9 protein-coding genes are annotated in these 12,956 nt (G+C 67.7%); 1 reads left to right on the top strand and 8 read right to left on the bottom strand.

What is annotated here, in order from left to right; all coding sequences use genetic code 11:
• Positions 1-393: 393 nt before the first annotated feature.
• On the top strand, positions 394-3,822 hold the full coding sequence (gene mfd, locus SRU_RS00330; RefSeq protein WP_011402849.1) for a transcription-repair coupling factor: 3,429 nt from the start codon (positions 394-396) through the stop codon (positions 3,820-3,822).
• Positions 3,823-4,057: 235 nt separating this feature from the next.
• Here the strand turns inward: mfd and SRU_RS00325 are convergent, their stop codons facing one another.
• The 8 genes from SRU_RS00325 to mnmE all read right to left on the bottom strand — a co-directional run bounded on the left by SRU_RS00325 (position 4,058) and on the right by mnmE (position 12,815).
• Positions 4,058-4,918, bottom strand: a complete 861-nt coding sequence (locus tag SRU_RS00325; RefSeq protein ID WP_011402848.1) for an alpha/beta hydrolase — start codon at positions 4,916-4,918, stop codon at positions 4,058-4,060.
• A gap of 68 nt (positions 4,919-4,986) precedes the next feature.
• Positions 4,987-5,634 carry a 16S rRNA (guanine(527)-N(7))-methyltransferase RsmG gene (locus SRU_RS00320; protein ID WP_011402847.1) on the bottom strand — a complete coding sequence of 216 codons (648 nt, stop codon included), beginning with the start codon at positions 5,632-5,634 and terminating at the stop codon, positions 4,987-4,989.
• A gap of 74 nt (positions 5,635-5,708) precedes the next feature.
• A complete protein-coding gene (mnmG, locus tag SRU_RS00315) occupies positions 5,709-7,703 on the bottom strand; it encodes a tRNA uridine-5-carboxymethylaminomethyl(34) synthesis enzyme MnmG (protein ID WP_011402846.1) in 1,995 nt (664 codons plus the stop codon).
• 467 nt (positions 7,704-8,170) lie between these two features.
• Positions 8,171-8,650, bottom strand: a complete 480-nt coding sequence (locus tag SRU_RS00310; protein ID WP_011402845.1) for a helix-turn-helix domain-containing protein — start codon at positions 8,648-8,650, stop codon at positions 8,171-8,173.
• A gap of 257 nt (positions 8,651-8,907) precedes the next feature.
• On the bottom strand, positions 8,908-9,399 hold the full coding sequence (locus tag SRU_RS00305) for a hypothetical protein (protein WP_112902685.1): 492 nt from the start codon (positions 9,397-9,399) through the stop codon (positions 8,908-8,910).
• A gap of 196 nt (positions 9,400-9,595) precedes the next feature.
• Positions 9,596-10,228, bottom strand: coding sequence for a zinc ribbon domain-containing protein (locus SRU_RS00300; protein WP_162713321.1), 633 nt, complete (start codon positions 10,226-10,228; stop codon positions 9,596-9,598).
• 264 nt (positions 10,229-10,492) lie between these two features.
• Positions 10,493-11,239: an acyl-[acyl-carrier-protein] thioesterase gene (locus SRU_RS00295; RefSeq protein WP_011402843.1), complete on the bottom strand. Its 747-nt coding sequence runs from the start codon at positions 11,237-11,239 to the stop codon at positions 10,493-10,495.
• A 190-nt stretch (positions 11,240-11,429) separates the two neighbouring features.
• A complete protein-coding gene (mnmE, locus tag SRU_RS00290; RefSeq protein WP_011402842.1) occupies positions 11,430-12,815 on the bottom strand; it encodes a tRNA uridine-5-carboxymethylaminomethyl(34) synthesis GTPase MnmE in 1,386 nt (461 codons plus the stop codon).
• Positions 12,816-12,956: the final 141 nt, after the last annotated feature.

Genomic DNA, 12,956 nt, shown 5'->3' with positions numbered 1-12,956 from the left:
CCCTCCCTTCGGTTCTCCACCCTCGACGCTCGACCGCGCGTTCCACGTGAAACATCTGCGACTCTTCGCCACCCGTTGCGTCAACGCGCAACGACGGAGGAACCTCCTCGCTCGTTTGCGCCGTTGATTCTTCCGAAGTGAATCCTCTTGCCATCCGCACTCGGGTCTGCCTCCCCCTCCCCGACCGCCGCTGATGTTGCGGCGTCGGGCTTTCGGTGTTTGGGGGCTGCGAATGCGTGAAGGGCGAGAGGGCGCGAACCACGCGACCAGAGTGTGGGAATCGCCCTTTCGCCCACTCGCCCTCTCCCCTGGGGTTCCTCCCTCCCAGGCACGTCCGAGCGAAGCTGCACGCTCGAGGACGACCGTTCTCTCGAATCAGAAAACCCGCCGCCCGTGTCCCTCACCGCCATCGCCAACCGCATCGAAACCACTGCGGCCGTCAGTCGCCTCCGCGCCTGGACCGCCGAGGCGCAACGGGGCGACCGCTCTCCTGCCCTTCACGTGAACGGGGCCGCCGGGTCCCTTCCGGCCTTTCTTCTATATCACCTCCACCGGGAGCCTGGGGCCCCACTCTGCGTGCTGACGCCCGACGAGGACGCGGCGGCGTACCTGCAGAGCGACCTGGAGCAGCTCGTCGGGGAGCCGGACGAGGCGATCCTCCGCGTCCCCGCCACGCAGAAGACGCCCTACGACCCCGACCAGATCGCGGACTCAACGCCGCTCATCGAGCGGGCCGACGCCCTGCAGCGGCTGGCGGAGGGCTTCGAGGGCATCCTCGTGACGAGCGTCCCGGCGGTCGGCGAGCTGGTGCCCCCGCCCCAGGCCGTGCAGCGGGAAACGCTGACCGTGGAGAACGGCGAAGAAATCGCGCTGGAGGCGCTGGCCGATCGGCTGCTGGAGCAGGACTTCTCGCCGGTCGAATTCGTGGAGGAGCCCGGCGAGTTCGCGCGGCGCGGCGGCATCCTCGACGTGTTTCCCTACGCCGGCACCTATCCCATCCGCATCGACTTCTTCGGCGACGAGGTGGACGGCCTGCGCGAGTTTGACCCGCAGACGCAGCGCTCGGTGAGCCGCCTCACCACCGCCCGCCTCGTCCCCAACCTGGAGCGCGAGGAGGCGGCCCGCGGGTCCATCGCCCTCTTCCAGTACCTGCCCGACGAGGCGGTGCTCGCGACGCTCGACGAGGCGCAGGTGCGGGAGGGCGCACAGGCGCAGTTCGAGGAGGCCGCGGCCGCCTACGAGGAGCGCCGGGCGGAGCTCGCGGAGAACGACGAAGTCGAACAGACGCCCGAGGACCTCACGCCGCCGGACGATCGCTTTCTCACCGGGGACCAAATGGCGGCGGCCCTCACGCGGCACCCGCGCCTTCAGTTCGGGACGTTCAGCCAGTCTTCCACCAACGGCACGCCCACCGACACGCTCGACCTGGAGGCCGACCCGCAGCCGTCCTTCAACAGCGACATGGACCTGGTGCGGAAGCGGCTCCAGAAAAACGGCGACCGCGACCTCGATACGTTCATTCTCTGCGACAGCCACGGCCAGAGCTCTCGCCTCCGCGACCTGCTGGAGTCGGAGATCGACCACGGCTGGGCGCGGCTCGTCGTGGAGTCGCTGCACGAGGGCTTCGAGTGGCCCGGGGCGGGTCTGGCCGTCTTCACCGACCACCAGATCTTTAACCGCTACCACCGCCCCTCCACCAAGCAGTGGGAGGGCCACGCGGACGGGATGAACCTCCGCGACATCAAGAACCTGACGCGGGGCGACTTCGTGGTGCACGTGGACCACGGCATCGGGCGGTTCGACGGCATGAAGAAGATTACCGTCCGCGACAACCAGCAGGAGGCCGTCCGCCTCAATTTTGCCGACAACGACGTGCTGTACGTCAACGTCCACGCCCTCCACAAGCTCAACAAGTACACCGGCAAGGAGGGGCACCAGCCCACCCTCACGAAGCTCGGCTCCGAGCAGTGGGAGAAGAAAAAGCAGCGGACGAAGGATCAGGTCAAGGAGGTCGCGCGCGACCTCATCAAGCTGTACGCGAAGCGGAAGGCGTCGGACGGCTACGCCTTCTCCAGCGACACGACCTGGCAGCGCGAGATGGAGGCGAGCTTCGAATTCGAGGACACGCCGGACCAGGCCGAGGCCACCAAGGCGGTGAAGCGCGACATGGAGGAGCCGGTGCCGATGGATCGACTCGTCTGTGGCGACGTCGGCTTCGGCAAGACCGAGGTGGCCGTGCGCGCCGCCTTCAAGGCCGTACAGGACGGCAAGCAGGTGGCCATGCTCGTGCCCACCACCATCCTCGCCCAGCAGCACCACGACACGTTTAGCGAGCGGATGGAGCGCTTTCCCGTGAACGTGGAGGTGCTCTCCCGCTTCCGCTCCCGGACCGAACAGTCCAAGGTTCTCGAGAAGCTGGAAAAGGGCCAGGTCGACATCCTCATCGGCACGCACCGCATCACGTCCGACGACATTACGTTCGACGATCTCGGGCTCCTCGTCGTCGACGAGGAGCAGCGCTTCGGCGTGAAGACGAAGGAGAAGCTCCGCAAGATGCGGGAAGCCATCGATACGCTCACGCTGACCGCCACACCCATCCCTCGAACGCTCCAGTTTTCGCTTCTCGGGGCGCGGGACCTGTCGCTCATCGAGACGCCGCCCCCGAACCGCCAGCCGATCAACACCGAGATCCACACTTTCGACGAGGACGTCATCCGCGACGCGATCGTCTACGAGACGAGCCGCGGGGGGCAGGTCTTCTTCATCCACAACCGCGTGAAGACGATCCACGAGGTGGCCGAGATGGTGCGCGCCATGGTCCCGAACGTGCGGGTCGGCGTGGGCCACGGCCAGATGAGCGCGAGCGAGCTGGAAGACGTGATGCTCGACTTCGTCAACGAGAAGCTCGACGTCCTCGTCTCCACCTCCATCATCGAGAACGGGCTCGACATCTCGAACGCGAACACGATGATCATCAACCACGCGGGCGAGCACTTTGGGCTCTCCGAGCTCCACCAGCTGCGGGGCCGCGTGGGGCGATCGCAGCGGAAGGCGTTCTGCCACCTCCTGGTGCCCTCCGTGCACGGCCTCACCGACGACGCCCGCGAGCGGCTGAAGGCGGTGGAGCAGTTCTCCGACCTCGGCAGCGGGTTCGACATCGCCATGCGCGACCTCGACATCCGCGGCGCCGGCTCGCTGCTGGGCGCCGAGCAGAGCGGCTTCATCGAGGACGTCGGCTACGAGACCTACCACAAGATCCTCGACCAGGCCGTCAAGGAGCTCCGCGAGGAAGAGTTCGACGACGTGTTCGACGGGGAGGCCGTGCCGCCCGGGCCCGAAACCTCCGTCGACGTGGAGGAGGACGCCTACATCCCGGAGTCGTACCTGCGGGACAACACCGAGCGCCTCAACCTCTACCGCCGCATCAGCGACGCGCCGGACGAGACGACGCTGGTCGACCTCCTCGACGAGATGGAGGACCGCTTCGGCGACGCGCCGGAGCCGGTGCAGAACCTCCTCACGGGCGCCCGGCTCCGCCTGCTCGGCGAGCGGCTCCGCATGCCGAAGGTGGTCTACAAGAACGAGCGGCTCTTCCTCTACCTCCCCAGCGAGGACGCCGACCCGTACTTCTACGACGAGGTCTTCCACCCGCTCCTCGAAAAGCTCACCCTCCTCGACCGCGAGTACGTGATGAAGGACGACGTGGAGGGCGGCCTCATGCGCGCCATCGTGCAGGACGTAAACACCCTCGACGAGGCCCTTCAGGTGACCGAGTCGCTGCTGCTGGAGGAGACCAAGACGATGGCCACGGTGGAGGCGTAAGCGGTTGGACGAGCGGGAGTTGAGGGCACGGGGGTGAAGAGCATGAGAGTGAAGAGCATGGGAGTGGCGGCCGCACGGGCGTCGAGAGCGTAGCGGTTCGGGCTGTAGAAACGGAGACCCGCGCGCCCCAGCACCTTGGCGGACGCCCATCAGCAGCCCCGCCCCTTTTTCCTAAGCCCCCTTCTCCCATGGCTCTTCTCCCCTACGCCCCCACGCTTCCGTGCCCCCACGCCCTCTACTCGTCCCCCGAACCCAGGTGCTCCTCCAGAAAATCGTCAATCGCCCGAAGGTAGTCCTCGGCGGACACGAGAAACCCGTCGTTGTGCCCGCCCTCGATCTCCAGGAACTGCTTCGGCGCGGCGGCCGCCTCGTAGACCTTCCGACCCAGCTCAAACGGCACGATCCGGTCGTCCCGGCTGTGGATGGAGAGGAGCGGCGCGCTGATCGCCCCCACCCGGGACGCATTGTCGAACTGATTCGTGGCCAGGGTTTGCACCGGAAGAAACGGGTAGTGGTGGGCGCCGACGTCGGGCACGCTCGTAAACACCGACTCCAGAATCACGGCCCCGGGCCGTTTCCGCGACGCGATCCAGGTCGCGGGCCCACCGCCCATCGAGCGCCCGAAGACGACAATGTTCTGGGGCGCGAGGCCCCGCGTCTCCGTCAGGTGCCGCCAGCAGGCCGCCGCGTCGCGGTAGAGGCCCGCCTCGGACGGGGTGCCCGTGCTCTGCCCGTACCCGCGGTAGTCGACGATCAGGACGTTGAGCCCGAGCCGACGAAACTGCTCCACGCTCTCCAGGCGCCCCGAAATGTTGCCGGCGTTGCCGTGGAAGAAGAGGAGCGTTTGCTTCGCGGACGCCCCGGGGTTCGTTTCACGTGAAACATCGGGGGCGGGAGCCCACCAGCCGTGAAGCGTCTCGCCATCGTCGGTGTCGAGGCGGACCGTCTCGTGGTCCATGCCCGCGTCCTCGGGCGTGGCGCGGAGGCGGTCGCTCGGCTGGAAGAGGAGCTGGTCCTGAAAGGCAAACGCGAGGCCGGCGATCGCCGCGTAGCCGACGGCGAGCCCGAGGGCGGTGTTGATCATTGCGCGACGCATGGAGGTGAGCGGGTCGTGCAGAGGGTCGCGGGCGGCAGCACACGCGACGTTTCACGTGAAACATCACGCTACGAGCGCACCGCCACAATCTCCTTTTCCCCGAAGAACCCGTTCCGCCCGAGCAGGTCGTTCAGCGAGTGGCGCTCAACCCGTGCGTCCGGATCCGCGGCGTGAAGGGCCGCCACCTCGTCGCTCAGGTCGCCGCCCTTGAGCGCGAGAAGCCCCGGCGGCCACGCGTCGCCGTTCGGGTCGTCGGGCGAAACGGCCACGCGACGATGCCATGCCCAGAGGTCGGCCAGCGGCGCCGTGGCGCGGGACACCGAGTAGTGCGCCTCGCCGGTCCACTCGTCGGCCCGCCCGTTCCACGTGAAACAATTGTCGAGCCCCAGCCGCCGGGCGATCGTGCGCACGGCCCGGCTCTTCTTGCCCACCGAGTCGACCCCGACGACTGTTGCCTCGGGATGGCAGATTGCCAGCGGGATCGCGGGCAGCCCGCCCCCGGTGCCCCAGTCGACGACGGTGCACCCCGCCGGGAAGTCGCGGGCCGTCAGCGTCAGGCAGTGCAGCAGGTGCCGCGTCCGAAACGTGTCTTCCGTCTCCGGCGAGATGAGGTTGACCCGCTGGTTGAAGCGGAGGAGCTGCTCCCGAAAGCGGTCGATCTGCTCTCGTTGCTCCGCCGTCAGGCTCTTGAAGGGACTCCAGGCAAGATTCTCCATGAACAGAAGACCACCGACCAGTAGGAGGGTTCATGCATCACGCCCCACGCAATACGAAATACGCACCACGCCCTCTACCCCACCTCGACCGCCGTTTCACGTGAAACACCGAACGACTGCCCGTCGCCCCCCATCGCGTCGAGGTTCAGGTCGCGGTCCTTCGGCATCGGCTCCACGCCCTCGTTCTTGAGGAGCACCATGAGGACGGAGATGTCGGAGGCGCGGACGCCCGGCACGCGCGAGGCCTGGCCCAGGTTGTCCGGCTCCACCTTGCTTAGCTTCTGGCGGGCCTCGATGGAGATGTTGTCGAGCGCGTGGTAGTCGAAGTCGTCGGGGATGGGCCAGCGCTCCTTCTCCTCCATCTCCTCCACCATGTCCTTCTGCCGGTCGATGTACCCCTCGTACTTGAGGTCGATCTCGATGAGGCGCGGCGCGCTGAGCATGCCCGGCGCCTCCGTCACCACCTCGTCGTAGAGGCCGGCGTGGCGGAGAAGATCTTCGGAGTCGACCTCCGGACGCTTGCAGAGCTCGATCACGGGCCGCGGCTGATTGAGCGTCGAGGTGCCCACGGACTGCAGGTAGTCGTCCACCTGCTGGGGGCTGACGGTCGTGTCGGACAATGTTTCACGTGTAACATCGATCGCCCGCTCCTTCTCCCGCGTGCGGTCGAGGCGCTCCTTCGAGGCGAGGCCCAGCTTGTGGCCCAGCTCCGTGAGGCGCTGGTCGGCGTTGTCCTGGCGCAGCAGGATGCGGTGCTCCGCGCGGCTCGTGAACATGCGGTACGGCTCGTCGGTGCCCTTCGCCACGAGGTCGTCGATGAGCACGCCGATGTAGGCCTCCGACCGCTTCAGCACGATGGGGTCGGCCTGCCGAAGCTTCTGCACAGCGTTGATGCCCGCCATGATGCCCTGTGCGGCCGCCTCCTCGTAGCCGGTGGTGCCGTTGATCTGTCCGGCGAAGAAGAGGCCGTCCACGTACTTCGTCTCCAGGCTGTACTCGATCTGGTAGGGCGGAAAGAAATCGTACTCGATCGCGTAGCCGGGCCGGTGCATGTGGGCCTCCTCCATGCCCGGAACGGTGCGCAGCGCCTCAAACTGCACCTCCTCCGGCAGGCTCGACGAAAAGCCGTTGACGTACACCTCGTGGGTGTCCCGCCCCTCCGGCTCGATGAACAGCTGGTGGTGATCCTTCTCGGAGAACCGGTCGATCTTGTCCTCGATGGACGGGCAGTAGCGGGGGCCGTCCGCGTCGAGCGCCCCCGTAAACATCGGGCTCCGGTCGAAGCCGGTGCGCAGCACCTCGTGGGTCTCGGGCGTCGTGTCGGTGAGCCAGCAGGAAAGCTGCGCCTCCACCGACGGCAGGTCGTCAGTCAGGAAGGAAAAGGCCGTCGCGTCCGGATCGCCCGGCTGCTTCTCCATCACGCTGTAGTCGATGGAGCGCCCGTCCACGCGGGGCGGCGTGCCGGTCTTGAGCCGCCCGCTCTCGAAGCCGAGGTCGTGGAGGCAGCCCGTGATGCCGTGCGAGGCGCTCTCCCCGATGCGCCCCCCGCCGAAGTTTTGCTCGCCGACGTGGATGACGCCGTTCGAGAAGGTGCCCGTGGTGAGGACCACGCAGGGGGCGCGGAATTCCTTGCCGAGATTCGTGCGCACGCCCGTCACCGTCTCCCCCGCGTCGTCGGTCAGAATCTCCTTCACCATGTCCGACCGCATCTTCAGGTTGTCGATGGCCTCCAGCTCTTGCCGGATGGCCCGGGCGTAGGCGCGGCGCCCGCACTGGGCCCGCGGCCCCCACACGGCCGGCCCCTTGCTCTTGTTGAGCATCCGAAACTGGATGCCGGCCCGGTCGGTGGCCTTCCCCATGATGCCGCCGAGCGCATCGATTTCACGTGCAATGTGGCCCTTGCCGATCCCCCCGATGGCGGGGTTGCACGACATCTGTCCAATGTCCGCCAGCTTCATCGTGATGAGGAGCGTGTCGGCCCCCATGTTGGCCGCCGCGGCCGCGGCCTCGCTGCCGCTGTGCCCCCCGCCCACCACAATGACATCGTGCTCGAAGTAATCCTGATGCATGACCCGAACCAGACTCGTGCGCGAAAATCTACGGAAACGACCGGATGAAACCGGCGCATGCTCCTAACGGAACACGCCCCACCGTGTGCCCAACATCGGCGAAGGGCCGCCTCTCGTCCCCGCAAATCTACAGTTTTAGGCCCTGAGAGGGGTGCGACACGTGTTTTGTCCAAAATGCCGCCCTCTGCACCTCCAGAGCACTCGTTCTCTCCGGCCACAGGGCAGCCCGGTGATCACTCGTGCCGCAGGCAGCAGGACCTCGCTCCACTCGGCCCTCGCTGTATTCCTCAGCGCTTCGCTCGTGTGGAAGTGGAACCGATCCAGACAGAGAGGACCTTTACTGTCGGGCGGGGGCTGCGCCAATCCCACAGTGGCAACAGCGTCTCTCCATTGCAGACGCTGAGCCCCGCACACAAATGCGCCCACGCCCCCACGCTCTTACCTCCACGCTCCTCTCCACTCTCTACTCACCCGCCCATTTTCCGCAGGAAGCGCTGTACGGTGCGGCGGGTGGGCAGCGCGTCGTCGTCGACGTGTTGGGCAAGCTCGTCCAGAAGCTCCGTGCTCGTGCAGTCCGGGTGGTCGGCGAGGTAGTGGAGCGCAACTTTGCGCAGCTCCGAACCCGCGCCGAAGTACGACTCGTAGGAGCGTTCGCTCCGGCGCCCGTGCTTGTCAATCAGGCCCTGCAGCCCCTCCTCCCGAAACTGCTGGGCCCAGCGCCGCAGCGTGCGGGCCGTGACCGACTCGTACACGTCGTAGACCCACGCGTCCACCGCGGCGGTGCGCTGGTCGAAGGCCTCGGCAATCGCCGCCTGGGCCTGGGCGTCGGAGAGGCCCTCTGTGTCCCGGCGGCGCGCGTAGGCTCGAAGGAGCGCGAGGCGGGCGGCGAGGCGGCGAAAGCCGCCTTCTTCGAGACGCCCGAGGCGACGAAGCGGATCGGTTGGCATGACTCGATCGGCGATAAACCAGATGGACGTGTCTGCTCTTTCCCTTCGATTGCCCCCCTCAAGCGGGCCCCGTCACGTCGCCGGGGAGCCGGGCGCTATGCCGTCGGGAGCCGTCTGGGGGCCTAGACGAGGGCCTTCCCGGCCCGGAAGATCGGCCCTTCGCGAGACCGTATAGGATCAACGCTATGTCGGGTCAACGTTTCTTCGGGCGATCTCTCCCATGCAGTGGATTCGAACCAGAGAGCGTGCGGGTCGGTCTACGACGAGCCGTTTGCCCGGTGCCCCAGCCCCGTCACCGCTGCGTCGGAGGGGGCGTGCTGAATCACCCGCTCCTCAAGCTCGTCGGGGGCTTCGAGTCCCCCGCCGATCGTCAGCGCCGGATTTCCATCCGGGTCGGTGTAGAGCCAAAGGCCACTCTCGATCGTCGGGACGTGGACCCGCCGGATCTCACTGGTTTGCAGGGACTGGTCGTTCCACAGCGGCTGGACCTTTCGAATCTCGTTCTCTCCCACCAGGACGCTCTTCCGGAAGGCGTTGAAAACAACGAGAACGAGTCCGCCCACGATGCCGGCATCTAGGGCCAGCTCCGACCACTCCCTGGCCGCCACCCCACTGGCGTAGTCCGTCCCGACGACCAGGAGAAAGAACAGAAGACCGGACGCGGCCCCCCAACGCTGGGATTGGGAAAGACCAAAGCGGCGCGGCGCGTTTCCTTCAGGAGCGTTTCCGGGCTCGGGTTGGCGGGTCATCGGCCGAAGGAAGGGATCAACGTTTGGCTGGCAGGACTGAGGCAGAGAAAGAATAGATCGATCGGGGCGGCGCTCTTCTGTGGGGCTCCGAACAGCCGGAAAACCGTCTCGGCGGAGCGGCGGCCCGATCGCGGCGCTCCTTCGAAAACAGCGCTGCGCCCGGAGGGTTCGTCGGCCCGGCCGGGGGCGGTCCGGGCTACGGCGCCCCCTCCGCTCGCTCCCGTCCACAGTCCGCGCAGTACCGGTCGGAGCGGCCCAGGTAGCCCCCGCACTCGGGACAGTCCTCCCCCATCCGACGCCCGCACTGGGAGCAGTGGTGGGCCTCCGGACGGAGATCGCTCCCGCACTGGGGACAGTTGTCGTTGCGGAGGCGCCGGCGGCGGATGCGCTCCCGCGTGAAGTACCGCTGCTGCAGGACGTATACGGCCGCGATGAGCACCCCTGCCCCGAACAGGCCGGCCGCCACCTCCGGCAGGTATTCGATGGCCCCCATCCCGGAGGCACTGATGAGCAGCAGGGCGCCGTACCAGAGCAGCGAGCGCCCCACAGTACGCCGGAATCGGCCCGCGTGGGCCAACGACCGCGTCGTCCCCCCGAGGGCGGCGAGGGCCGCCGTGAAGGCCACGCCGTAGTAGACGAGGTCCTCGCGGAGCTCGCTCTCCCCCACCCACCCTGCAAGCCAGTCGCGCGCCAGCAGGTCTCCGAGCTGCCAGGTGGCAAACAGGAGGCAGCCGACAATCCCGGCGGTGAACGCCACCTCAAGTCGCGTCCACTGCAACGCATCATCCGTCAACGAAGAGGCGCGCGAATCCGGCTGGGTCGACGTCACGATGGGTCCAATTGGTGTGGGAGAAGACAGGCCCTCACGGCCCTGGACGCAAAGGTTGATTCGGATGCCAGCCTGCGTGCGTCGTCGGCACCGCTTCACGTTGCCCAACCGTCCTCATTGCCAACGTACGTTGCGGGCCTCCTGCATTGCAACCCGGGGCCCTGCCTCCGGAGTCCGCAGGGACTTGGAGCGCGTTCGGCGGCCAGCGGCGATGGAACGGGACGCGTTCTCGTCCCGGGGCGGCGCACCGCACGCGAGGGATGCTCACAGCCACGTCGTTCGGACGAGCGCGAGCGTCTGATCCGACTCGGCGTGGGCCAGGCGGTGGCGCACGCGTAGCGTACCGCCGTCCTCGATCTGTTCGGCGGACGCCCGCACCGGGTCTCCAAGTCTGGTCTCCGCTTCGAACTGGACGGCGAACCCGAGGCAGCGTCGCTCGTCGAGCACGGCGGCGGGCAGGGTCTCCAGCGCCCACTCCAGATAGCGAACGTTGTTGACGTGCCGGTTCAGATCGAGGTCGTGGTACCGCGCCGTGAAGGTCTGTTCGCGGTCGGTGTGCGCCGGCGCCGAGAGGGCATCCAGATCCTGATCGATAGGACCTGGGCGATCGGGCCCCTCGATGTCGGCGAGAACGCGAGGGGGCCGCACCGGACGTCGCCGGTCTACGTCGAATACAAACCAGCGACTGGTCCCGCCCGCAAGAACCGTCCCCTCCTCATCGTGGAAAACGAACTCGCGGTGGGCAGACGCGCTTTCGAGCCCCGAGGGCCACGTTTCGATTCGGAGGGATTCGTTCTGGTGCGGGAGGCGCTCGACCTGCATGTGCATGAACGCAAGCACCCAGGCCTGCCCGTCGGCCCGGAGGTCCGTCATGGACACCCCGAGCTCAGCCGCATGCCGGCCCGCCGCCTCCTGGAAGTAGTCGGCGAGGGTGAGGACAGAGGCGGTGCCCTGCGGGGTTACGTCGTACGAGCGAACGCGGACCTCGTCGGTCCAAATGCCGGCGGTCACGAGCGGGATGCAGCTTGGAGAAAGAACCTACGGGCTGGCCTGAGGAGGAAAGGGCGGGGCGCGACCGGGCGGCCTGTGCGTCCCACCGTCGTCGTGGAGGGGCGGGCCTGCCCGGGTCCGACCGGCCAGGGCGGCACGGACCCGCACAGACCGGCGCTCCTGCGCTCGCGGTGCTGCTGCTCCCCCGGACTCACTTGCCGATGCAGAAGCGGGAGAAGATCTGGTCGAGCACGTCTTCGTTCGTGATCTCGCCGGTGATGGCGCCCAGCTCCTGGAGGGCCGCGCGCAGGTCGAGCGTCAGCATGTCGCCGGAGACGCCCGCGTCGAGCGCCTCTCGGGCCTGCTGCACGGCGTCGAGGGCGTCCCGGAGGTGCTGGCGGTGGCGCTGGTTCATGACGACCGGCGACGCCTCTGCGCGGCTCAGGTGCTCGGCGACCGTGTCCGTGAGGTGGTCGAGGAGCGGCTGCACCTCGTCGGCGTCCTCGCGCGCCTCCAGGGCGGAGAGCTTCAGCGACGTGAGGCCGTCGAGGGTGGCCACGGGCAGGTCGGGCGCCCGGTCGGCCTTGTTGCCGATGACGACGGGCTGCACGTCCGACCCGTCGTCGGCGAGGTCCTGGAGAAACGCGATCTCCTGGGAGTCGAGGCCGACCGTGAGGTCGTAGAGGTAGAAGAGCACATCGGCCTCCTCGATGGACTCGGTGGCGCGGCGCACGCCCTCCGCCTCGATCTCGTCGGCGGTGTCGCGCAGGCCGGCGGTGTCGACGAAGCGGAAGAGCACGCCTTCGATCTCCGCCTCCGCCTCGATCTCGTCGCGCGTGGTGCCGGGCGTCTCGCTGACGATGGCGCGGTCGTGGCCCACGAGCGCATTCAGCAGGGTGGACTTGCCCGCGTTGGGGCGCCCGCCGATGACGACCTGCACGCCGTCCTTCAGCTTCTCCCCCGTCGGGTAGGTGTCGAGCAGGTCTCCGAGGATCTCTTCCGTCTCGTCTAGCAGATCCTCCAGGCGCTCCCGGTCGGCAAACTCGACGTCCTCGTCCGAGAAGTCGATTTCCAGTTCCACGAGCGAGCAGAGGTTGAGCAGCTCCTCGCGGAGGTCGCCGAGCAGGTCGGAGTAGCGGCCCTTGAGGTGGGTGAGCGACGCCTGGTGGGCCTTCGTAGAGGTGGCGTCGATGAGGTCGGCCACCGCCTCGGCCTGCGCCAGGTCCATCTTGCCGTTGAGAAACGCGCGCTCCGTGAACTCGCCGGGCTCGGCCATGCGGGCCCCGTGGTCGAGCAGGCTCTGGAGCGCCATCTTCGGCGCCAGGTCGCCGCCGTGGCACGACACCTCGACGACGTGCTCGCCGGTGGCCGAGTTGGGGGCGCGGAAGACGGTGGCCACCACCTGGTCGATGTCGGTCCCCGCCTCGTCCGTCAACACCCCGACGTGGGCGGTGTGGCTGTCGGCGTCCGTAAGGGCGTCGCCCCGGAAGCACCGGTCGACGATCTCGATGGCGGCCGGCCCGGAGGTGCGCACGACGGCCAGCGCCGCCCGTCCCCGCGCCGTCGCGATGGCCGCAATCGTATCACTCTGACTCATCGTGGAACGTGGGACCGGTGAGGGGAGGATTGATCGGTCGCCCCCCGCAGAAGGCCACGGCCCCAAACGACCTCGGCCCGCGGATCTTTCCTCAATGACGGACACCGGGCCAACGATTCCGGGGGAGCCCGGACGGACTGT

It is taken from the genome of Salinibacter ruber DSM 13855 (genome assembly GCF_000013045.1).
GTDB classification, from domain to species: domain Bacteria; phylum Bacteroidota; class Rhodothermia; order Rhodothermales; family Salinibacteraceae; genus Salinibacter; species Salinibacter ruber.
The sequence above is the reverse complement of the archived record's forward strand: the minus strand, read 5'-3'. Positions and strand labels throughout refer to the sequence as shown.